Origin of the sequence: Curtobacterium sp. MCBA15_009, assembly GCF_001864895.1 — a bacterium.
Classification (GTDB): domain Bacteria; phylum Actinomycetota; class Actinomycetes; order Actinomycetales; family Microbacteriaceae; genus Curtobacterium.
In genome coordinates, this window is sequence record NZ_MJGO01000038.1 from 115,579 (window position 1) to 137,413 (window position 21,835).

The 21,835-nt window shown below is 74.0% G+C and carries 21 protein-coding genes; 7 read left to right on the forward strand and 14 right to left on the reverse strand.

Annotation, left to right across the window (positions count from 1 at the left end; all coding sequences use genetic code 11):
* Positions 1–34: 34 nt before the first annotated feature.
* Both BIU97_RS12325 and BIU97_RS12330 read right to left on the reverse strand, forming a co-directional pair.
* On the reverse strand, positions 35–1,300 hold the full coding sequence (locus BIU97_RS12325; RefSeq protein ID WP_071297814.1) for an MFS transporter: 1,266 nt from the start codon (positions 1,298–1,300) through the stop codon (positions 35–37).
* A 180-nt stretch (positions 1,301–1,480) separates the two neighbouring features.
* Entirely contained in the window at positions 1,481–2,665 is a 1,185-nt protein-coding gene (locus BIU97_RS12330; RefSeq protein WP_071297815.1) for an MFS transporter, read from the reverse strand.
* Positions 2,666–2,688: 23 nt separating this feature from the next.
* On the opposite strand from BIU97_RS12330, the gene BIU97_RS12335 reads away from it, so the two are divergent.
* Together BIU97_RS12335 and BIU97_RS12340 are read left to right on the forward strand one after the other, a co-directional pair.
* The gene (locus tag BIU97_RS12335) at positions 2,689–3,252 is read left to right on the forward strand and encodes a TetR/AcrR family transcriptional regulator (protein WP_071297816.1); all 564 of its coding nucleotides are present in this window, start codon (positions 2,689–2,691) and stop codon (positions 3,250–3,252) included.
* A 155-nt stretch (positions 3,253–3,407) separates the two neighbouring features.
* Complete coding sequence (locus tag BIU97_RS12340; RefSeq protein WP_071297817.1) at positions 3,408–4,304, forward strand: alpha/beta hydrolase; 897 nt, start codon at positions 3,408–3,410, stop codon at positions 4,302–4,304.
* 502 nt (positions 4,305–4,806) lie between these two features.
* On the opposite strand, the gene BIU97_RS12345 is transcribed toward BIU97_RS12340, so the two are convergent.
* On the reverse strand, positions 4,807–5,289 hold the full coding sequence (locus BIU97_RS12345; RefSeq protein ID WP_071262694.1) for an ATP-dependent zinc protease family protein: 483 nt from the start codon (positions 5,287–5,289) through the stop codon (positions 4,807–4,809).
* Between the two features lie 66 nt (positions 5,290–5,355).
* Here BIU97_RS12345 and BIU97_RS12350 point away from each other — a divergent pair, with 66 nt between their 5' ends.
* Positions 5,356–6,549, forward strand: coding sequence for a RimK family alpha-L-glutamate ligase (locus BIU97_RS12350; RefSeq protein WP_071297818.1), 1,194 nt, complete (start codon positions 5,356–5,358; stop codon positions 6,547–6,549).
* A gap of 77 nt (positions 6,550–6,626) precedes the next feature.
* Here the strand turns inward: BIU97_RS12350 and BIU97_RS12355 are convergent, their stop codons facing one another.
* Positions 6,627–10,136: an Ig-like domain-containing protein gene (locus BIU97_RS12355; RefSeq protein ID WP_071297819.1), complete on the reverse strand. Its 3,510-nt coding sequence runs from the start codon at positions 10,134–10,136 to the stop codon at positions 6,627–6,629.
* Between the two features lie 140 nt (positions 10,137–10,276).
* On the opposite strand from BIU97_RS12355, the gene BIU97_RS12360 reads away from it, so the two are divergent.
* Genes BIU97_RS12360 through BIU97_RS12370 form a run of 3 tightly spaced genes read left to right on the forward strand, consistent with a single transcriptional unit; the run spans position 10,277 to position 15,107 of the window.
* Positions 10,277–11,368, forward strand: a complete 1,092-nt coding sequence (locus BIU97_RS12360; protein ID WP_254782996.1) for a 3-oxoacyl-ACP synthase III — start codon at positions 10,277–10,279, stop codon at positions 11,366–11,368.
* A gap of 8 nt (positions 11,369–11,376) precedes the next feature.
* The gene (locus tag BIU97_RS12365) at positions 11,377–14,142 is read left to right on the forward strand and encodes an alpha/beta fold hydrolase (RefSeq protein ID WP_071297920.1); all 2,766 of its coding nucleotides are present in this window, start codon (positions 11,377–11,379) and stop codon (positions 14,140–14,142) included.
* Positions 14,139–15,107, forward strand: a complete 969-nt coding sequence (locus tag BIU97_RS12370; protein ID WP_071297820.1) for an NAD-dependent epimerase/dehydratase family protein — start codon at positions 14,139–14,141, stop codon at positions 15,105–15,107. The genes BIU97_RS12365 and BIU97_RS12370 overlap by 4 nt, the downstream gene beginning before the upstream one ends.
* 327 nt (positions 15,108–15,434) lie before the next feature.
* Here the strand turns inward: BIU97_RS12370 and BIU97_RS18380 are convergent, their stop codons facing one another.
* The 10 genes from BIU97_RS18380 to BIU97_RS12420 all read right to left on the reverse strand — a co-directional run bounded on the left by BIU97_RS18380 (position 15,435) and on the right by BIU97_RS12420 (position 21,439).
* Positions 15,435–16,079 carry a gamma-glutamylcyclotransferase family protein gene (locus BIU97_RS18380; RefSeq protein ID WP_254782986.1) on the reverse strand — a complete coding sequence of 215 codons (645 nt, stop codon included), beginning with the start codon at positions 16,077–16,079 and terminating at the stop codon, positions 15,435–15,437.
* 48 nt (positions 16,080–16,127) lie between these two features.
* The gene (locus BIU97_RS12380; protein ID WP_071262690.1) at positions 16,128–16,544 is read right to left on the reverse strand and encodes an MFS transporter permease; all 417 of its coding nucleotides are present in this window, start codon (positions 16,542–16,544) and stop codon (positions 16,128–16,130) included.
* A complete protein-coding gene (locus tag BIU97_RS12385) occupies positions 16,541–17,608 on the reverse strand; it encodes an Asp23/Gls24 family envelope stress response protein (RefSeq protein WP_071297821.1) in 1,068 nt (355 codons plus the stop codon). Before BIU97_RS12385 ends, BIU97_RS12380 begins: the two co-directional genes overlap by 4 nt.
* Positions 17,609–17,684: 76 nt before the next feature.
* Positions 17,685–17,858, reverse strand: a complete 174-nt coding sequence (locus BIU97_RS12390) for a CsbD family protein (protein WP_071262688.1) — start codon at positions 17,856–17,858, stop codon at positions 17,685–17,687.
* A gap of 90 nt (positions 17,859–17,948) precedes the next feature.
* Positions 17,949–18,512 (reverse strand): hypothetical protein, encoded by a 564-nt coding sequence (locus BIU97_RS12395; protein WP_071262687.1) that lies wholly within the window; start codon positions 18,510–18,512, stop codon positions 17,949–17,951.
* Positions 18,509–19,084: a DUF6286 domain-containing protein gene (locus BIU97_RS12400; RefSeq protein ID WP_071297822.1), complete on the reverse strand. Its 576-nt coding sequence runs from the start codon at positions 19,082–19,084 to the stop codon at positions 18,509–18,511. Before BIU97_RS12400 ends, BIU97_RS12395 begins: the two co-directional genes overlap by 4 nt.
* Before the next feature lie 9 nt (positions 19,085–19,093).
* On the reverse strand, positions 19,094–19,408 hold the full coding sequence (locus BIU97_RS12405; RefSeq protein ID WP_071297823.1) for a hypothetical protein: 315 nt from the start codon (positions 19,406–19,408) through the stop codon (positions 19,094–19,096).
* Entirely contained in the window at positions 19,405–19,596 is a 192-nt protein-coding gene (locus tag BIU97_RS12410; RefSeq protein WP_071297824.1) for a DUF2273 domain-containing protein, read from the reverse strand. Before BIU97_RS12410 ends, BIU97_RS12405 begins: the two co-directional genes overlap by 4 nt.
* On the reverse strand, positions 19,593–20,063 hold the full coding sequence (locus tag BIU97_RS12415) for an Asp23/Gls24 family envelope stress response protein (protein WP_071262683.1): 471 nt from the start codon (positions 20,061–20,063) through the stop codon (positions 19,593–19,595). The genes BIU97_RS12410 and BIU97_RS12415 overlap by 4 nt, the downstream gene beginning before the upstream one ends.
* A gap of 161 nt (positions 20,064–20,224) precedes the next feature.
* Positions 20,225–21,439, reverse strand: coding sequence for a helix-turn-helix domain-containing protein (locus BIU97_RS12420; RefSeq protein ID WP_071297825.1), 1,215 nt, complete (start codon positions 21,437–21,439; stop codon positions 20,225–20,227).
* A 97-nt stretch (positions 21,440–21,536) separates the two neighbouring features.
* On the opposite strand from BIU97_RS12420, the gene BIU97_RS12425 reads away from it, so the two are divergent.
* The gene (locus tag BIU97_RS12425; RefSeq protein WP_071262681.1) at positions 21,537–21,827 is read left to right on the forward strand and encodes a metal-sensitive transcriptional regulator; all 291 of its coding nucleotides are present in this window, start codon (positions 21,537–21,539) and stop codon (positions 21,825–21,827) included.
* Positions 21,828–21,835 lie beyond the last annotated feature (8 nt).

Here is a 21,835-nt window from a genome sequence, read left to right on the forward strand (position 1 = left end):
CGGTGCCCGGAGCGTCACGGATCGTCACACGTGGTCATCCCTCGGCATCCTGCGCCGTCGCGGTCCGGACCCGCTCCGGCAGGCCCGCGACAGCAGCCCTCCACGCCCACGCGGCGCCCGAGAAGACGACCGCCGTCAGCAGCCACAGCAGCCACGGGGCGTCGGAGTCGAGCAGTCCGAGGCTGAGCGGGAAGAGCGCCATGCCGACCGAGCCCGCGGTCTGGAAGACGCCGATCGCCCGCCCACGGACCCGTGGGTGCGGGGCCTCGGCCATCACGGCGTTCGACGCTGGCATCGCGACCATGTCCGCCACCGCGAGGACCACCCCCACGGCGACCACGTACGACCACGCCCCGGCGCCGGCGAGCGGCGGGAGCACGATGAGCGGCACCGTCGTCAGGGCGGTGAGACCGGCACCGACGGCCACGAGGACGCCGCGGTCGCACCCGGCGACCCACCGGGTGACGGAGGTCTGCAGGAGGGCCGCGAGGCCGGTGGCGATCGCGAACTGCACGGGTGCGACCGCGGCGGGCAGGTGCCACCGCTCGACGAACAGCACGCTCAGCGCGACGTTCGGCAGCACCATCGCCGGCCCGAGCAGGAACTGGCCGAGCGTCACGAGCCGCATCGACCGGTCCGTGGCGAACGCCCGCAGGGAACCCGCACGGCCCTCCGACAGGTCGCGGGCAGTCGCGGGCGGTCGTGCGCTCCCGGTGCGCTGGGTGGCGAACACGACCGCGGCGACGACGCTCGACACGACGTTCGCGACGACGAGCCACCGCAGTCCGTCGGAGCCGCCCCCGGCGAGGACGACCGCGGCGACGACGGCGCCGGCCCCGAGCGCCGCGGCCTTCGTCGCCTCGAGGAACGCGAACCACCGCTCGAACGGTCGCCCCGCCGCCAGGTCGTGCACGTAGGCGGTCCACGCCGTCCAGTACAGGCGCTCCGACGCGGTCGCCAGGAACACCGCCGCGAGCACGGTGACCGGTTCGTGGGCGACCAGGTACAGGGCGAAGCCGGCGGCGGAGAGCAGGTTGTTCGTGACCATGGACGCGCGCGCACCGAAGCGGTCGGTGAGCACGCCGCCGAGCAGGCCGACCGGCAGTGCGAGCAGCGACGCGACGGTCGACAGGGCGCCGATCACGCCGAGCGACAGGTCGGTGGTCAGGGTGAAGTAGACGATCGTCAGCGGCAGCGTGAGGCCGGCGCCGACGGTGTCGACGAGGACGGCAGCGGTGACGGAGCGGTGCTCGGTGAGCGAGGACGAAGCGGCCCGGAGCCGGGCGCGGATGGAGAACACGGGGAATCCCTCGGAGTCGTCGCGCGGCGTCGGTGCCGCGCGGGCGTACTGGAAGCGCGCGGACCGGTGGTCCGCGGTGAGGGGGAGCCGGCTCTGGTGCCGGCTCAGCGCTTCGTTGCCATGACTCCGCTGTCGTGTCGTCGTCCCGGGGAGGCCCCGGCGAGGGTGTTCGCCGTCACGCTACCGCGCGGTCGGCTCCCGGGCAACGCTCCGGTCGTGGGCGCCGGAGGCGGCGCGGCGGCCGACCACCGCGAGCACGGCGCTCGCCGCGGTGACGGCCGCCCCGGCGACGAACGTGCCCCCGGGACCGACCGCCGCGAGCACCGCGCCCGCCGTCGCAGCTCCGGCCGCCTGCCCGAGCACGAGCGCCACGAACAGCACCGACGTCCCGGCGGAGGACCGGTCGGCGTCGATCTCGGTGGTCCACGCGATCAGCGCCCCGGTCGCCGCCGTGTAGCCCCAGCCGAAGACGGCGCACGCCGCGATCGCCACCGGGGTGGACTGCGGGGCGGTCCCGAGCGTCACGACGGCGACCGCGGCCGCGCCGGCGGTGACCGCCCAGAGCACCCGGGCCCGGAGGCCGCTCGTCCACCGTGCGGTGACGACGACCGCGGCCCCGCCGGCACCGAGCGCGACCCACGCCGAGACCGACACGACGTCCGGGGCACCGGCGTCCACCAGCACCGAGCGGCCGTAGGTCCAGACGACCGCGGACCCCGCGCCGAAGAGCAGTGCCAGCGCCAGGACCCGGCGGTGCTGCGCGAACCAGGTGCGACCCGGCGCCGGGGCCCGGTCGCCGGACCCCGGCCCGCGGGACGCGGCGAGCAGCGCGACGCCGACGATGAGTGCGACGACCCCGGACCAGGCCCACGCGGTGCGCCAGTCGGGCAGCAGGACGAGTGCGAGCGCCCCGGCCGCGACGAGGCCCGGCCCCGTGCCCGAGTTCACGACGGCCTGGGCGGTGTCCTGCGCCCGCTCGGGCACCGCCCGCGCGACGAGCTGCACGAGTGCCGGGGACGCCAGCCCCGCGCCTGCCGACGCGAACACGGCGGCCACCCCGAACGACACCGGTCCGGTCGCCCACGCCATCGCGACCGCGCCGCCGCCCGCGACGAGGGCGGCCAGGGCCACGAGCGTCCGGGGAGCGCGCGCTGCGAACAGGAACCCGGCGACCGCGCCGACGCAGTACAGCGCCGACGCCCCCGACGAGACCCACCCTGCGGCGTCCGAGCGCAGCCCGAGGTCGCGCTGCACGTCGGGCAGGAAGAGTCCGTACGCCAGACGCACCAGCCCGTAGGTCACGGCGACGAGGGCGAGCCCGCTCCCGACCAGGAACAGCTGGCCGAACGAAAACGATCGTTTCACTTTGCAGAGCCTAGGGTGCTTTCATGCCGATGCGTCCAGGAACCGAACAGAAGCTGCTGGACGCGGCCGAGGAACTCTTCTTCACCCGCGGCATCGCGGCGACCCCGATCGACGCGGTGCTCGAGCGCGCCGGCGTCTCGGCGGCCACCCTCTACCGCGGGTACCCGAGCAAGGAGGCACTCGTCGCCGCCGCACTCCGTCGGCGCCACGACGACTGGCTCGCCACCTGGGACCGTGCGGTCGCCGCGGCCCCCGACGACCGCGGGCGGCTGCTCGCCGTGTTCGACGCCCTCGACGACTACCGGTCGACGCCTGCGGGGTCGCGGTGGTGCGCGTTCCTCGGCACCGCGGCGGAGTACGTGGACGCACCCGCCGAGGTGCACGCGGTCCTCGACCAGGAGACCGGCACGCTCCGCCGGCGCCTCGCCGCCACGGCCGAGCCGGTCGTCGGCGACCGCGCCGGCGTGCTCGCCGAGCAGCTGCTCCTCGTCGTGTCCGGCTCCCTCGCCATGCGTCTGCGCGACCCGGGGCTCGACTCCGACACCGCGAGGACCGTCGCCGCGGCGCTGGTCGACGCCGTGGTCTGACCTGCGGCCTCCCCACCGTTGCTGCACGTCCTCACACGCACCGGTCCGGCGCGTCGGGGTGTCCCCGCCGGCGGACTCGCTACCGTGCGGAGGATGCGACCGACCCGCACCTGCGTCACGACGCCCGTGACCCACGACGACGACGTGTCCGCCGGATGACCCGGTCACGCGCCGCGACCGTCACCCGCCGCTCCCTGCTCATCGGCGGAGCGGCCGTCGCCGTGGGCGGTGCCGCCACCGCCGGGGCGGTCGACCGCGGCCTGCTGCCCGGTCGCACCAGCATGTACCGGGTCCTCGGCCTGAACGGCTCGGCCGGCAGCATCCCCGACGTCGCACCCGTCCCGACGACCTCCGGCACGTTCACCTCGCGGGCGCGGGGCGGCCGCACCGTCGGCTGGACCATCGCCGCTCCCGAGTCGGACGCACCGCTGCCCGTCGCGGTCGCCCTGCACGGCTACGGCGACGACCACCGGAGCTTCTTCGGCAGGGCGCTCGGCTGGGACCGGTTCCTCGCCGCGCACGTCGCCGGCGGGGGAGCGCCCTTCGCGATCGCCGCGGTCGACGGCGGCAACCGCTACTGGCACCGCCGGTCGGACGGCGACGACCCCGCCGTGATGATCCTCGACGAGTTCCTGCCCCTGATCGCCCGGCGGGGCGCCGACCTCGACCGGCTCGCCCTGACCGGGTACTCGATGGGGGGCTACGGCGCCCTCCGGCTCGCCGGGGCCCTCGGCGCCGACCGCGTCCGCGCCGTCTCGGCGATCAGCCCCGCGCTCTGGACCGCCGCCGGGGACACCGCCCGCGGCGCCTTCGACGACGCGGCCGACTTCCGCGCGAACACCGTCCTCGGCCGGCAGCGCGAGCTCGCCGGGGTCGCGGTCCGCGTCGACTGCGGCAACGGCGACGGGTTCGCACCTGCGGTGCACGCCTACGTCGACGGCTTCACGACCCCTCCCGCCGGCGGCTTCGAGCCGGGCGCGCACACGCACGGCTACTGGCGTCGCATGGCGCCGCAGCAGCTCGCCTTCCTCGGCGAGCACCTCGGCCGCTGACCCGTCCAGCTCCGGCCCGTCCACCCCGCCGAAGCGACAGATCCCGCCCGCCCGGTCCCGACCCTGTCGCCGAAGCGACAGATCCGCGCGGAACAGTTGCGGCGTTCTGTCGCTTTGGTGGGCGGCGGCGGACGGGAGGCGCGTTGCCGGACGCGAGTCGAGCCTCCCGTCCGGTGCGTGGACCGTCCACCCCGCCGAAGCGACAGATCCCGCCCGCCCGGTCCGGACCCTGTCGGCGAAGCGACAGATCCGCGCGGAACAGTTGCGGCGTTCTGTCGCTTTCGGAGGCGGCGGCGGACGGGAGGCGCGTTGCCGGACGCAAGTCGAGCCTCCCGTCCGGTGCGTGGCCCGTCCACCCCGCCGAAGCGACAGATCCCGCCCGTCCGGTCCAGACCCTGTCGCCGAAGCGACAGATCCGCGCGGAACAGTCGCGGCAGTCTGTCGCTTTCGCGAACAGGCGACCGCACCGCGACCCCGCCCGCAGTCCCCCGCCCGCCCCCGGTCAGGCGCGACCGCGGTTGCGCCGCCGGATCTCCTTTGGGGCACGGCCGGCCATGAACGAGCGGGCCGGGTCGACGAGGAAGCCCTGGCGCAGGGCCTCGCGGCCGATGAGCATCCGGAAGCCCATCTGGTCGCGGTTGCTCAGGGTGACCTCGGACTCGACGACCCGCCCGGCCAGCGTGATGCTGGTGCGCACGACGATGCGTTCCTGCGTGTGACCGGTCGAGCTCCGCACGGTCCGCCGGTCGTGCACGGCGCACTCGACGGTGGACGCGTCGGCGTCGGTGTCCTGCCAGGGGTGGAGTGAGAAGCGGACCCGGTCGTCGGGCAGTTCCTCGAGGTCGAAGGCGTGCAGCGCAGAGGTGCGCGCACCGGTGTCGAGCTTCACCTTGATCCACGGGACGCCGAGGTCGGGGAGTCCCGCCCACTCGCGCCAGCCGGCGACCACGAGCCCGCCGTCGGGGGACCTCGGGGTGCGGGACATGACCCCATCCTGTCGCATGCTTGGATGGAGCGTCGCCGTCGAACCCCTCCCGCGGAGCACTCCCCGATGAAACTCGCCATCCTGTCGCGCGCACCCCAGGCCTACTCGACCCAGCGCCTGCGCGCCGCGGCGCTCGACCGCGGTCACGAGGTCAAGGTCCTCAACACGCTGCGCTTCGCGATCGACCTGTCCGGCGAGGACCCGGACCTGCTCTACCGCGGCAAGCTCCTGAGCGACTACGACGCCGTGCTGCCCCGGATCGGCAACTCGATCACGTACTACGGCACGGCGGTGGTGCGGCAGTTCGAGCAGATGGACGTCTACACGCCGAACACGGCGAACGGCATCACGAACTCCCGCGACAAGCTCCGGGCGAACCAGATCCTGTCCCGGCACGACATCGGCATGCCGGCGACGACCTTCGTGGCCGGTCGCACCGACGTCCGAGGAGCGATCGAGCGCGTCGGGGGAGCACCCGTCGTCATCAAGCTGCTCGAGGGCACGCAGGGCATCGGCGTGATCCTGGCCCCCGAGGCGAAGGTCGCCGAGTCGATCGTCGAGACCCTGCACTCGACGAAGCAGAACGTCCTCATCCAGTCGTTCATCTCGGAGAGCCGCGGCCGCGACATCCGGGCCCTCGTCGTCGGCGACCGGGTCGTGGCGGCGATGCGCCGGACCGCCTCCGGTGACGAGTTCCGGTCGAACGTGCACCGCGGCGGCACCGTCGAGAAGGTCACGCTGTCGCCGGAGTACGAGGCCGTCGCGGTCCGGTCGGCGCAGATCATGGGCCTGAAGGTCGCCGGCGTCGACATGCTCGAGGGCAACGACGGGCCGCTCGTCATGGAGGTCAACTCCTCACCGGGCCTCGAGGGCGTCGAACGCGCCACCGGCCTCGACATCGCCGGCGCCATCGTCGACTACATCGCGAACCAGGTCGCGTTCCCCGAGATCGACGTGCGGCAGCGCCTCTCCGTGTCGACCGGGTACGGCGTCGCCGAGCTCCTCGTGCACACCAACGCGGACCTCGTCGGCAAGACGATCAAGGAGTCCGGGCTCTGGGACCGGGACATCACGGTCCTGACGCTGCACCGTGGCTCGAACGTCATCCCGAACCCGCGCAGCGGCGTCGCGCTCGAGTCCGGCGACCGCCTGCTCTGCTTCGGCAAGCTCGAGGAGATGCGCTCCATGATCCCGGAGCGCCGCAAGCGGCGCGCGAAGGTGCGGAAGCTCCCGAAGGAGCCGCTGCAGACGGACAGCTGAGACGGACGGACGGGAGGCCCGACCCGCGTCCCCGGGTCGGGGAACGCGAGCCGGGCCTGCCGTCCGACGTCCGTGGTTCAGTGCTGCACGTCGTCGCGCCGGCGACGGCCGAGCAGGCGCAGGAACGCGCCGAGCCCAAGCGCCGTCAGTGCTGCGGCGAGCCAGCCGCCGAGCTCGACGCCGGTGAAGGCGAGCTCGTCCGCCGTAGCGGAAGTGGCGTGTCCGGTGCTCCGCGCCGGACGCTGGTCGGACGTGCCGGTGGCCGCGACGCTGCCGGTGCCCACCGGCGGTGCGACGGTGCCGGGCAGGGTCACCACGGGCGTGGTGATCTCGGGCAGGGTGTCCCCGCCGTCCCCGCCGTCCCCGCCGTCCTGTTCGGGCACGAGCGTGACGAGCATGCTCGATCCCGGCGACTCGTTGCCGACGCGGTCGATCGCGACCACCGAGAGCAGGTGCGCTCCCGGTTCCAGCGGCACGGTCGTGCGGAAGGCGAAGTGCCCCTCCGCATCGGCGGTGCCCCGGCCGATTTCCCGACCGTCGGCGTCACGGATGACGACCGTCGAGCCCGGCTCAGCCGTCCCGCGCACCACGCCGGTGCCGTCGACGATGTCGTCGAAGGCCTTGAGCACGGGAGCGCCGGGGGCTTCGGTGTCGATGTCGACGGTGGTCTCGGTCGGGTCGGACACGTTGCCGATCTTGTCCTGGGCGATGACCTCGAGTTTGTGGTCGCCTTCGGCGAGCGGCCGTTCGAGGACGACCGTCCAGTCGCCGTTCTCGTCGGCGGTGCCGCGGCCGAGTTCGGTGCCGTCTTCGTCGCGGACGATGACGGTGGCGCCGGCCTCTGCGGTGCCGGTGATCGGACCCGTGCCGTCGGCGAGGTCCGTGGGGCTGGTGACGACCGGCTTGTCGGGTGCCTTCGTGTCGATGTCGACGGTGGTCTCGGTCGGCTTCGAGGTGTTGCCGACCTTGTCTTCGGCGACGAGCTCGAGGTTGTGTTCGCCCTCGGTGAGGGGTTCGTCGAGGACGATGGTGAAGTCGCCGTTCTCGTCGGCGGTGCCGCGGCCGAGTTCGGTGCCGTCTTCATCGCGGACGATGACGGTCGAGCCAGCCTCTGCGGTGCCGGTGATCGGACCCGTGCCGTCGGCGAGGTCGGCGGGGCTGGTGACGACCGGCTTTTCAGGGGCTTCGGTGTCGATGTCGACGGTGGTCTCGGTCGGCTTGGAGGTGTTGCCGACCTTGTCCTCGGCGACGACCTCGAGGTTGTGTTCGCCTTCGGGGAGGGGTTCGTCGAGGACGATCTCGAAGTCGCCGTTGTCGTTCGCGGTGCCGCGGCCGAGTTCGGTGCCGTCTTCGTCGCGGACGATGACGGTCGAGCCAGCCTCTGCGGTGCCGGTGATGGGTCCGGTTCCGTCGGCGAGGTCGGCGGGGCTGGTGACGACCGGCTTTTCAGGGGCTTCGGTGTCGACGTCGACGGTGACCGGGGTGACGGTCGAGGTGTTCCCGACCTTGTCCTCGGCGACGAGCTCCAACTCGTGCTCGCCCTCGGGGAGGGGTTCGTCGAGGACGATCTCGAAGTCGCCGTTGTCGTCTGCGGTGCCGCGGCCGAGTTCCTTCCCGTTCTCGTCGCGGACGATGACGGTGCTGCCGGCCTCGGCGGTTCCGGTGATCGGACCCGTGCCGTCCGCGAGGTCCGTCGGACCGGTGACGACCGGCGGGTTCGGGGCGTCCTCGTCCACGTCCACTGTGATGGGGGTGGCGACCGAGACGTTGCCGGAGGCGTCCTCGGCGACGATCTCGAGTGCATGGGCGCCGTCGGACAGTTTCTCGTCGAGCACGACCGTGAACTGGCCGTTCTCGTCGGCTTCTGCTCGGCCGAGCTCCTTGCCGTCGAGGTCCCGCACGATCACTGTCGAGCCGGCCTCCGCGGTGCCGGTGAACGGACCGGTGCCGTCGGCGAGGTACTCCGGGGTCGTGCTGATCGGTGCGTCCGGAGGGGTGACGTCCGGAGCGGTGACGGTCACCGGCGTCGGGTCGGAGGTGTTGCCCTCGTCGTCCTGGGCGACGACCTCGACGTCGTGGTCGCCTTCGACGAGGGGACTGTCGAGCTCGACGGCGAAGTCGCCGTTCTCGTCGGCCTCGCCTCGGCCGAGCTCGGTGCCGTCCTCGGCCCGGACGATGACGGTGGAGCCAGCCTCCGCCTTCCCGCGCACCGGACCGGTCGGGGTCGCGAGGTCCTGCCGCGCGACCGTCGGTGCGTTCGGCGCGGTCGTGTCCGGGACGACCGCGGTCGCCGGGGTGCTGTCGGACTCGTTGCCGACGCGGTCGGCCGCCACGACCTCGAGGTCGTGCGACCCCTCGGCAAGGGGTTCGTCGAGGGTGACCGAGAAGTCCCCGTCGAGGTCGGTCTCACCGCGGCCGAGCTCGGTGCCGTCGGCGTCGCGCACGATGATCGTCGTGCCGGGCTCGGCGCGGCCGGTGATCGGGCCGGTCGGGTCGGTGAGGGTGCCGGGGTCGTCGACGGTCGGTGCCTCGGGTGCGATGGCGTCGACGTCGAGGGTGGCGGTTGCCGGCTCGGCGGTGAAGCCGTTGCGGTGCTGGACGGCCGTCACGGTGACGGGGCCGTGCGGCAGCGCCTCGGCGACGGGGAGGGACCACGTCCCGTCGTCGCTGACCGGTACCTCGACCGGCGACCGGTCGCCGACGGTGACGTCGACCGTGCCGCCGGGGACACCCGTGCCGATCACCGTGGGCGTCGGGCCGACCGGGGCCTCCGGTGCGTCGATGACGGCGGCGGTCAAGGGGATCGTGATCTTCCACGTCGACGACGTCAGCGGGTTCGAGTTGACGTAGTCGGTCGCGGCGTTCGGCTCGAAGTACCCGTGGACGCTGACGACGTCGCCGGGGAGTGCGGTGTCATCGACGCGGACCGGGACCCGGATGTGGTTGAAGTTCGCCCCACCGGTGCCCATCGACTGGGGGTTCGCGCCGATGCAGTCGGTCTGCTTCGGTGAGGTGAACGTGCAGTTCGCGACGTTCGCCGTGCCCGAGTTCGCCACCGAGTACGGCCGGGGTGAGGTGGGGAACGTCGCCGGCCCGTCGATGGTCCAGTGGATGTCGAGGGTGCGGGAGGGGATGGTGAAGCCGCTCTCGTTCTTGATGTTGAAGATCGAGCTCTGGAACAGGTCGCCCGCCTTGCCGGTCGCGTCTGCGAGTCCCTCGACGTGGACGTCGATGGTCGTCTCGTTCGGGGTGACCGCGTCCGGCGTGGCGGTGGCGCTCGGTGTGCGCGGAGCCGCGGCCTCCGCCGACGGGGTGGCCGTGGGCGTCGGTGCCGGCTCGACCTCAGGAGCCGCGGGGGTCTCCACGACCTCCGGCGGCGCGGTCTCCTCGGGGGCGGCCGGGACGAGCGAGCCGGAGGGCTCGTCCGTCGGCTGCTCGGGGGACTCGACGTCGACCTCGTCGGGGCGCTCGTCGCTCGACGGTGCGTCGACCGTGGCGCTGGTCGCGGCTGCCATGTCAGGGACGGCGAGGGGCGCGAGGGCCAGGAGCAGGGCGGCGGCTGCGGTGGACGTGGTGCGCGAGGGCATGCGGGCTCCGATCAGAAGTGGACGGAGCCATCGTATGCAATATGTATTTCAGATGCAATGCATCATGAGGAGTTCTTGCGCCGAACCGCATCCGGATCGCGCACACAGCCCGGATGGGGAAGTATGTATCGGTGACGATCATGACGGAACGGCCGGTCGACCAGGCAGTGAGCGGTGGACGAGCGCCGCGCAACGAACCCGAGCAGCCCGGCAACGCCACGGCGAAGCACCACAACGTGTCGCTGCTCTCCGTTGCGACGACCACCGCCGAACGCGTGACGACCTCTGCGGACATCGAGCAGCGCCTGCGCGGGGTGCTCCGTCGTCTGCGTCTGCCGATGGGGCTGCTCGAGCGCGTGGCCGGGGTCATCGAGCGTCGCAACTGGGGCGAGGACCAGACCTTCCAGGACGCCGCGATCGACGCCGGACGTCGCGCGATGGCCGAGGCCGGTGTCCGTCCCGACGAGATCGGGCTGCTCATCAACACGTCGGTGACGCGCCCGCACCTGGAGCCGAGCGTCGCCGTGCGGTTGCACCACGGGCTCGGCCTGCCGTCGTCGGCGATCAACTTCGACATCGCGAACGCCTGCCTCGGGTTCGTCAACGCGATGAGCGTCGCCGCCGGCATGATCGACTCCGGGCAGATCAAGTACGCGCTGGTGGTCGACGGCGAGGACGCCGACCAGGTGCAGCTCAACACGATCGACCGCCTCAACCAGGGCGGCCGGAACCGCAAGGACTTCATGAGCGAGTTCGCGAGCCTGACCCTCGGGTCCGGTGCCGCGGCCGCCGTGCTCGGCCCGGCCGACCTGCACCCCGAGGGACACCGGATCATCGGCGGGGTCACCCGTGCGGCGACCCAGTGGTACGACCTGTGCGTCGGCAGCGTCGACGGCATGTTCACGGACGCGAAGATGCTGCTCAAGGGCGGCATGGAGCTCGTCGTCGCCGCCTGGACCGAGGCCCGCGCCCACTTCGACTGGGCGAACATGGACCGCTACGTGCTGCACCAGGTCTCCGACGTGCACACGAACGCGTTCGTCGAGGCCATCGGCATCCCGCGCGACAAGGTCCCCACCACGTACCAGCGGTTCGGCAACGTCGGGCCCGCGTCGATCCCGATCACCCTGGCCGACGAGGTCGCCTCGGGTGGCATCCGTCGCGGTGACCGGGTGTTCCTCGGCGGCGTCGGCTCGGGCATCAACACGGCGATGATGGAACTGCACTGGTGACGTCGCGGCTGCCCCGCGTCGCCGCGAGCACCGCTCCGGCGACGCAGCCGCCCTCCCTGCCCGGACTCGACCCCGCCTGGTCGCGTCTGGTCACGGTCCCCGAGTGGTCCGAAGAGCGGACTGGGCCCACGCCGCCGGTTCCGGAGCGGCGCGCCAGCGGCGCGCCGGCCGTGCCGGTGGGGAGAGGCACGGATCGCGCCGCGCGCACCTGGCACCTCCTCGACACGGCCGGGTCCCTGGCCGCGCTCGGCGTGGAGCCGGTCGGCACGATCCTCTGCGTGCACGGCAACCCGACGTGGTCGTACCTGTGGCGGTCGGTGCTCCGCGCCTCGCTCGAGACCGCCCGCGCGGGTGGGCCGGCTTGGCGCGTGGTCGCCGTCGACCAGCTCGACATGGGCTTCTCGGAGCGCACCGGCGTCGAGCGCGGGCTCGCGCAGCGCGTCGCGGACCTCGGCGCCCTGACCGACGAACTCGGGCTGACCGGCCCCGTCGTCACGCTCGGCCACGACTGGGGCGGCGTCGTGTCGCTCGGCTGGGCCGTCGACCACCCCGAGGTCCTCGCGGCAGCGATCACGTGCAACACGGCCGTGCACCAGCCCGACGACGCGCCGATCCCGGCGCCCCTCCGCCTCGCACTCGGGCCGGGCATGCTCGGCCGCGCCACGGTCGTGACGCCGGCGTTCCTCGAGACGACCCTCGCCATCGCGCACCCGAAGCTCGAGCGCGCCGTGGCCGACGCGTACCGAGCGCCCTACAGCGGAGCTGCCCGCCGCGGCGGCATCGGCGGCTTCGTCGCCGACATCCCCGTCGACGCGGACCACCGGAGCGCCGCCGAGCTCGACCGGATCGCCGCGGGCGTCGCCGCGCTCGAGGTCCCGGCGCTGCTGCTCTGGGGACCCCGCGACCCGGTGTTCCTCGAGCGCTACCTCGACGACCTCACCGCCCGGCTGCCGCACGCCGACGTGCACCGCTTCGAGGGCGCCGGCCACCTGCTGCCCGACGACGCCGACGTCGCCGGCACGGTGCTCGACTGGCTGGGTGACCGCCTGCCGGACGGGAGCGTCCCCGACGACGCCACCCCGGGCCTCCCGTCCGCCCCCGACCAGCACGCGGACGCGAGCCGCCCGCTGTGGAGCCGTCTCGACGAGCTGCGCGACAGCGACGACGCAGCCCTGGTCGAGATGGCCGCCGCCGGCGGGCCCCGCACGGTCTCGTGGCGGCTGCTCGCCCGCCGCGTCGACGAGATCGCGGCCGGCCTCGCGGACCTGGGCGTCCGCAGCGGCGACCGTGTCTCGCTGCTCGTGACACCGGGTGCCGACCTGACCGCGGTGCTCTACGCCTGCGTCCGCATCGGAGCGGTCGTCGTCGTCGCCGACGCCGGGCTCGGACTGCGCGGACTGACCCGTGCGGTGCGCGGCGCCCGGCCGGCGTGGATCATCGGCGCGCTGCCCGGACTCGGAGCGGCCCGTGCGCTCGGGTGGCCGGGGCGGCGCATCGCGACCGTCGCGCTGCCGGCCTCCGCACGCCGCGCACTGCGCGTCGAGCACACCCTCGTCGACGTGGCGCGACGCGGCGCCCGTCGGCTCGCGAGCGGGGCGACGCTGCCGGCCGCACCGGACGCCGGAGCCCCCGCCGCGGTGCTCTTCACCTCGGGGTCGACCGGCCCCGCGAAGGGCGTCGTGTACACGCACGGGCAGCTCGGCGCGGTGCGGGACGTCCTGGCGGCGCAGTACGACATCGGGGTCGGCACCGGACTCGTCGCGGGGTTCGCCCCCTTCGCGCTGCTCGGCCCCGCCCTCGGCGCGCGCTCGGTCGCCCCGGACATGGACGTCACCGCTCCCCGGACCCTGACGGCCCGGGCCGTCGCCGACTCGGTGGCCGCTGCGGACGCGACCGTGGTGTTCCTGTCGCCGGCCGCGCTGGCGAACGTCGTCGCGACGGCCCCGGCGCTCACCGACGACGACCACCGCGCGCTCGGACGGGTCCGGCTGTTCCTGTCCGCCGGCGCACCGGTGTCCGAGCCGCTGCTCGCCGCGGCGACGGCGCTCATGCCGAACGCGAGCGCGCACACGCCCTACGGCATGACCGAGGGCCTGCTCATGACCGACGTCGACCTGGACGGGGTGCGGTCCGCCGCCGCCTCGGCGCAGGAGGGCATCTGCGTCGGCGTCCCCGCGGCGAACGTGCGCGTCCGGATCGCGCCGCTCGACGCCGACGGCCTGCCGACCGGTGCGCTGACCGACGAGCCCGGCGTCACCGGCGAGATCGTCGTCGCGGCGCCCCACGTCCGCGACCGGTACGACCGGTTGTGGCGGACGAACCGGACCGCACGGCTCGGCGTCGCGGACCCGCGCGGGCACCGCACCGGCGACGTCGGACACCTCGACGGGTCGGGCCGGCTCTGGGTCGAGGGACGACTGCAGCACGTGCTCAGCACGGCCGACGGTGTCGTGACGCCGGTCGGGCCGGAGCAGCGCATCGAGTCCGTCAGCGGTGTCGGGCGCGCCGGCGTCGCCGGCATCGGGCCGCGCGGCACTCAGCAGGTCGTGGCCGTGGTCGAGCGCTCCGGCGCCGGCCGCCGGTCCCGCCGCCCCGCGCTCGCCGACCCCGCGCTGGCCGCGGCGGTGCGTGCCGCCGCCGGTGTGCCGCTCGCCGCGGTGCTGACGGTCCCGGTGCTGCCGACGGACATCCGGCACAACTCCAAGGTCGACCGGGCACGGCTGTCGCGGTGGGCGGAGCGGGTCCTCGCCGGCGGGCGGATGGTCCGACCGTGAGGGTGCTCGTCACCGGGGCGAGCGGGTTCCTCGGCCGGGCGACCGCCGCGGCGGTGCGGGACGCCGGGCACGAGGTCCGGACCTTCCAGCGCCGTCCGTCCGGCGTCGCCGGCGTGCAGGACGTCGCCGGCACGATGACGGACGCCGCGGCCCTGTCGCGCGCCGTCGTCGGCGTGGACGCCGTGGTGCACCTCGCCGCGAAGGTGTCGCTCGCGGGCGACCCGGCCGAGTTCGGACGGGTCAACGTCGACGGCACCCGGCTGCTGCTCGACGCCGCACGCGACGCCGGGGCCGAGCGCTTCGTCTTCGTGTCGTCGCCGTCGGTCGCGCACACCGGCAGCTCGCTCACCGGCGCCGGTGCGGGTCCCGCGGAACCGACCCGGGCCAGGGGCGACTACGCCCGGACCAAGGCCGCCGCGGAACTGCTCGCACTCGGGGCCGACGCGGCGGGGTTCGCAGTGGTCGCGGTCCGGCCGCACCTGGTGTGGGGGCCGGGGGACACCCAGCTCGTCGGGCGCATCGTCGAACGGGCCCGGGCCGGTCGGCTGCCGCTGCTCGACTCCGGTGCAGCGCTCATCGACACCCTCTACGTCGACAACGCGGCGTCCGCGATGGTCGCCGCGCTCGACCGCGCGGCGGACGAGCGGGTGCACGGGAACGCCTACGTCGTCACGAACGGCGAACCGCGCCCCGTCGCGGACCTGCTCGCCGGGATCTGCACCGCCTCGGGCGTGCCGGCACCGCGGTGGCACGTGCCGGCCGCGGTGGCACGGGCCGCCGGCTCGCTCGTCGAGGCCGTCTGGCGGGTCCGACCCGGGCAGGACGAACCGCCGATGACCCGGTTCCTGGCCGAGCAGCTGTCGACGGCGCACTGGTTCGACCAGCGTCGGACCCGCGCCGACCTGCGGTGGACGCCGTCGGTGACGATCGACGAGGGCCTGGCGCGTCTCGCGGCGGCTCGCTGACGCGGGGGCGGTCCGGGCGCGGGCCGGGCGGGCGCGGGCGGGCCGGGCGGGCGCGGGCCGGGCGCGGCGCTGGCCGGGGTGGGCCGTGGGGCGTCGCGACGTCGTGCGACGAGGTCGACGTCGTGCGACGTCGACGATGTCGTCGGGGGTCAGCGCGCCCGGCGCAGCGACGTCCGACGCAGCGCCGCCCGACGCAGCGCCGCCCGACGTAGCGCCGCCCGGCTCAGCGACGCCCGACGCGACGCCGCCCGACGGAGCGCCGCCTGACGCGACAAGACCGACGTCGTGCGACACCGACGATGTCGCACGCCCCGCACACCCCGAGCGTCAGACCTGGTCGGCGGCGACGTACACCCACGCGGTCGTCCCCGAGGCGAGCGTCACCTCGATCCGCCGGTAGTCCGCCACCTCGTAGGCGTCGACGGCCTCGAGCTGCCAGGCGAAGCCGAGCACCAGGACGGCGCCGTCGACGCGGTCCTCGGCGGTGCCGCGGCGCAGGATCGGGTGGCGGTCCGACCCGCTCGTGCGGACCACCTCGGGATCGGTGATCGTGACGTGGTCGATCCGCCACCCGGGCAGCGAGTCCGGCTCGGTGCGGACCACCCCGTCGAACAGGGCGTCCTGCACGGCGGACTGCTGCAGCGTGCCGTAGGAGAAGACCCGGTGCGGGCCGTCGGGCTCGATGCGCGGCCGGCGAGCGGGACGCGGCGCGATGGTCGGCGTCGTCGACCACACGACGGCCCCGGCGAGTCCGGTGAGACCGAGGTGGAGAAGCCCGAGCACGGCGAGCACGCCGCCCCAGAGGACACCGGACGTGTCGCCGGGACAGGGGACCGTGTACTCGTCGTCGCCGCAGACGGCGGAGGCGTGCACGACACCGACGACGATGCCGACCAGGCCGACGACGAGCAGGAGGACGGCGAACCCGCCGAGGGCGACGACCCAGCGCTGACCGGGGGAGAGGCGTGACACACGCTCACCGTAGCGGAGCAGGGGGACGGTGGTGGTGCCGCGTCCGGGTCAGCCGGTGAAGCGCTGCCAGAGCTCGGTGACGATCGGCCAGACGTCCCCGGCCCGGTCGGCCGAACCGACGGCCACCAGCACCACCGGGACGACGGTCACGGCGACGGACACCAGGACCGCCAGCACGACCGCGATGGTCGCGGTGGTGGTGTGCCGTCGCGTCACCGCGAGGGCGAGCAGGGCGAGCACGACGACGGCCCCGAGCAGCGCGACGACGGTGACGCGCACGAACGGGAACGGCACGAGCCCCGCGGTGGTGGCGGTGACGCCGCCGAGGAAGCCGACCAGGGGCAGGAACGCCCCGAACAGCACCCCGGCGACGAGCACGATGCCGATGCCGCTCGCGATCCAGACGCCGCGGGGCCGGGGCCGGCGGGCACGAGGCCGCCGGCCGCCGGACCAGGCGGTGGTCACGGCCGGGTCCGGCCGGTGGCGTCTCCCGTGTCGGGGGGCGTCGCCGCGTGTGCTGCCGAACTCGCGTCGGCGGCCGCTGCGGCTGCTGCTGCGGCGTCCTCCGCTGCCTCGTCGGCCGCTTCGGCGGCACGGGCTGCGGCAGCGGCGGCGGCGGTGGCGTCGGCCTCCCCGTCCGCAGCGTCCGCGGCTACGGCGTCGTCGGCTCCGGCCGCCCGCGCGCGGTCGGCGGCGTCGCGGGCGTCGGCGGCAGCGTCCTCGGCGCCTCGGGACGCCTGGTCGAGCGCGTCCGAGGCCGCGTCCTGCACCCGGCCGGCGGTCGTGCTCGCGGCGTCGACGGCGTGCCCGGCGGCGTCGCGGGTGGCGTCGGCCGCCTGCTTCGCCGCGGCGGCGGTCGCGTCCGCCGCCCGCTTGCCGTCCTCGGCGGTCGCGTCGGCGGCACGCTTGCTGGTGGCGGCGGTGGCATCGGCGGCGCGCTTCGTGGCGTCGGCAGTGGCGTCCGCCGCACGCTTCGTCGCGTCGACCGTCGCGGCAGCGGCGTCCTTCGTGGCGTCTGCGGTGGCCGCGGCTGCGCGCTTCGTGGCGTCGGAGGCCGTGGTCGCGGCGTCCTTCGTGGCCTCGAGGGCGGACGACGCGGCGCGTTCCACGGGCGAGGGCTCGTCGTCGAACGGACCGTGCACGTCGAGGACGCGGACGTCCACCTCGGTCGGCAGCGTCGAGAGCTGTCGCACCGCGGCCGTGACCTGCCGACGGACCTCGTCGGCCACGGTCAGGACGGGCTGCGGGTAGCGGACGATGACGGAGACCTGCACGGCGAGTGCGTCGTCCTGTTCGTCGACCTGCACCCCGGCCGTCCCCGCCGAGCGGCCGAGCCGCTTGCGGAACTCGTCGGCGGCCCGGGACGCGATCCCGCCGAGGTGGTGCACGCCGGGCACGGCCAGCGCCGTCTCCGCCGCGGTGCGTGCGACGAGGGCCACGGTGCCCGCGTCGTCGGGCAGCGGCTCCGTGAGCTCTGCGGGCAGGGGCACCGCGGTGACCTGCGTGTGCGCGTCGGTGTCGTGCTGCATGGTTCCTCCTCGTTCGGGTCTGCGGGAACGCCACGGGGCACCCGTCTGCGCGGGTGCCCCGTGGTGGTCGTGCGACTCAGTGCTTGAAGACGTCCTTGACGTCCTCACCGGTCTGCTTCGCGCTCGCAGCCGTCTGGTCCTTCTTGCCCTCGGCGACCTTCGAGTCGTCGTTGGTCGCGTTCCCGAGGGCCTCCTTCGCCTTGCCGGCGAGGTCCTGGGCGGCGTTCTTGATCTTGTCGTCGAGTCCCATGAGGGTTCCTTCCTTCGGTCGGGCGCATGGCCCGGGGTGGTGGGTGGTGCTGGTGGGCCGGGAGGCCCGTGGTGCGTCGTCCGGTCGGCGTCAGTGGACGCGGGTCGGCTTCGCGAGCGCGGAGCGGGTGCCGCCGGTCAGGTGCACCAGGACGGGCACCTCGCGGCCGAGGGTGCGGTCGAGCACCGCGACGGCCCGGTCGACGGCGTCGAGCACCGTGACGGCGTCGCCGCCGCGGCGGACCGCTACCCGGATCCGGGCGGCGCGCTGCCGGCGGACGAGGTAGGTGTCGACGCGGGAGCCGACGACGTCGCGGACGCCGGACAGCTCGTGCTCGACGACGTCGCGGACGAGGGCGACGTTGACCGTGACGGCGTCGTCGCCCGAACGCTCGCGGACGGCGACGGCGGTGCCGCCCCCGCCGCGGGTGAACGCGTAGAGGAGTGCGAGCACGATCACGACGGCGCACACGGCGGCGACGATCCAGAGCGACGACGCGGGGACCGTCAGGCTGCTCGGCAGGTCGACGTACGGCGAGATCGCGTCCTGCACAGCCGGCAGCACGCCGGCGCCCATCGCCAGCCCGACGACCACGGCGACCAGGCCGAGGACGAACAGGATGATGCGGTTGAGGGTGCGGTTGCTCTTGGTCATGCGAGTGTGCCCTTCTCCTCGACACGGACGCGGACGTTGCGGCCGAAGCGCTCGTCCAGACCCGACAGGCGGTCCCGGACGGCGTCGTGCACGGCCTGCTCGTCGACCGGGATGCCGGTGACGGGCACGATGCGGACGTCGGTGCGTCGGCCGCGGGCGGTGGCGGAGGCGTTGCCCTCCGGTACGCCCGCCGCGGTCCCGGCGGCGTTCGCCGCGGTCGAGGCCACGATGCGGGTGTCGATGACGACGGCGCCGCGGTCGTGCTCGACGACCGAGCGGTGCTGTCGCCCCGGCTTGAGGGCCAGGACGATCAGCACGATGCCGAGGACCACGAGCACCACGGCGACGACCTCGATGATCGTGACGAAGGCGGTGTCCGGCTGCAGCGCGGTGTCGACGGCGGTCTGCGGGTCGGCGAGGAGCGGAGCCCGGCCGAGGGCGCGGAGCACCGACTCGGTGCCGATCCAGGCGGCCACCAGGGCGAGCACCACGAGCGACACCGCCACGGCGGTGGAGCGCGAACGGTGCACGCTCCGGCGACGGATGCGTCGTTCGACGGAACCGTTGCTCATGATGGCCTCCTAGTTGACCCGGGTCTCGTGCTCGCGCACGATCCCGGTCAGTTCGATGTGGGCACTGCCGACCCGACGGCCGGTGAGTTCGCTCACGCGGCTCTTGACCTCGTCGGCGACCCGGACGGCACGCGTGACGAGGTCGTCACCCGCGGCGACCGGACCGGTGATGTCGAGCGCGATCGCGCCCTCGGCATCGCCGAGTCCGACCCGCACCCGCTTGGCGGGCGCGCCGAGCCGTTCGGCTGCGACGGCCCGGGCCAGCGAGGTCAGCGCGCGCGCTGTGATCTCGACGCGGCCCGGGACGTCCGGGCCGGCGGTCACCGGGAGCTCCGGCGCCCGGTGAGCACGTCGGTCAGGGCACCGCGGTCGATCTTGCCGGTGACGAGTGCCGCGACGAGCGCGCCCACGAGACCGAAGACCACGACGAGGACGAAGCCCCAGAACCCGAACTGCAGTGCGACGACTGCGAGGACGGCGCCGATGAGGGCGCCCATCAGTGTGTTGCTCATGCGACTCGTGCTTCCTTCTTCTCGTCGTCCTTGTTGTCGTCGTCGTCGCCCGGGATGAAGACGTCCTGGACGGTGACGTTGACCTCGGCGACCTCCATGCCGACGATCTGCTCGAGCGCGCGGGACACACCCTGGCGGACGCCGTCGGCGACCTGCTGCAGGGCCACCGGGTACTCGGCGACGATGATGATGTCCGCGGCGACCTGCTTCTCGCCGACCTCGACCTTGACGCCCTGGCCGAAGTCACGCTGGCCGATCGCGTCGCGGAGGGCACCGATCGCGCGGGCTGCGCCGCCACCGAGCGAGTGCACGCCGTTGACCTCGCGGGCGGCGATGCCGGCGACCTTCGAGACGACCGCGTCGTCGATGACGGTCTTGCCGGTGACACCGGAGCCGTTGGGCACGGTGCGGGCGGTCGTGGCCGCCGCCGAGGTGGTCGCGGGGGTGGGCGTCGTGGTGTCTGCCATGGTCGTTCCTTCCGTCGGTCCCGCCGGTCGTTCCAGCGGTTGCTGTTCACGGATGAGACGGGGTGCGACCGAGCGTCGTCACATCGGGTCACGCAATCCCAGGGAACTGCCAGACAACGGCCCGTGCGGGTGACGAACCGCCCCTCGGGCGGGGGCAGACGTCAGCGGTCTCGGCGCGAACCGGCTGCCGCGCTGCGCGTCCGAGCCGCTCGGACCGCCCGGACGTGGGCCATCGGCGTCTCGCCGCGTTCGTCACGGAAGAGCTGCTGGAGACGGCGGGGGAGCACCCCGGCCGCTGCCGCGACGTCGGCCAGCGAGACGTCGTCGTCGGCGTGCTGCTCGATGTACGCGAGGGCGCGGCGCACCCGCCACGAGGACCGTCCCAGGCGGGCGGCCAAGGCGCTCCGCAGGGTCGTCGCCGGGTCCTCGCCGAACCGTGCCCGGTAGGCCTCGGCGAAGCGACCCGGGTTCGTGAAGCCCCAGCGGCGTGCGACGGCGGTCACCCCGTCGGTGGCCGCCGTGTGCTCGGCCGTCGGCGACTCGTCGGCGCGCAGGAGCTCGGCGCGCACCTGGTCGAGCCGGTGGTCGCGCAGGAAGCGGTTCGGTGTCGAGCCGAGGGTGCGCGCGAAGACGTCCTGCAGCCCGCGCTGGCTGAGGCCGCACGCCGCCGCGATCTCCGGGACGGACGGACGCGCGGCCGCGTGCGCCTCGATGAAGCGGATCGCGTCGCGGAGCCGGTTCGCCACCGGCACGTCGTCGCCGCGGTTCCGGATCGGGAAGGTGTCGAGGACGACCACGGCCAGTCGACGGTTGAGCGCGGTGCGCATCGGACCGAGCACGCGGTCGTCGACCAGGGCCGGGCCGATCTCGCCGATGAGGTGCCGGAGCGGCTCGCGTCGGGCGACGGTCTCGTCCTGCTGGTCGAAGAGCAGGGGGCCGGGCGGCAGACGGTAGCCGAGGTCGCGGCCGACGGACCGCAGGAACCGGTCGGCGATGTGCACCCCGTTGTAGACGGTCTCGGAGGACTCGAACCGGTACTCCTCCGACGCCGAGGCGATGTAGGGGTTCCCGGGCAGGACGACGCGCGTGTGGTCGGCGAAGTGCATCTCGAGCCGACCCCTCGTCAGCCAGAACACGACGTGGTCGCCCCGTGGGCCGATCCGCCCGCCGCGCCGACCACCCTCGGCGCGCATGGTGCGCAGGGTGACGTCGTCGTCTCCGACGACCGTGTACTCGTACCGGGCGTCGTGCGTCGCGAAGGTGCCGGTGGCGAACTCGGTGCCGTGGTACTCGGCCTCGAAGATCGCGGAGTAGTCCGACCCCTCGCCGTCGGCGAACCGCAGTCTGCGGAAGCCGTTCGTCGACGGGTCGGTCATGCGCCGATCATGCCAGGGGTTGCGGACCGTGGTGATCGAGATACCCTAGGGGGGTACCGTGCTGGTCCGATCAGCACGACGAGCGGCGGAGGACACCGTGCACGATCACGTCGGGTACATCGGCGACAAGGACGACCTGCTGAAGCGGCTCCGTCGCGCCGAGGGGCAGGTGCGCGGCATCGCCCGGATGGTCGAGGACGAGACGTACTGCATCGACGTCCTCACCCAGATCTCGGCGGCGAACCGCGCACTCGAACGGGTCGCGCTGTCCCTGCTCGAGGACCACCTCAAGCACTGCGTCGCCGAGGCCGTCGCCGAGGGCGGCGACGCCGCCGACGCGAAGGTGCGCGAGGCGAGCGACGCGATCGCCCGGCTCGTCCGCTCGTGACCACCCCG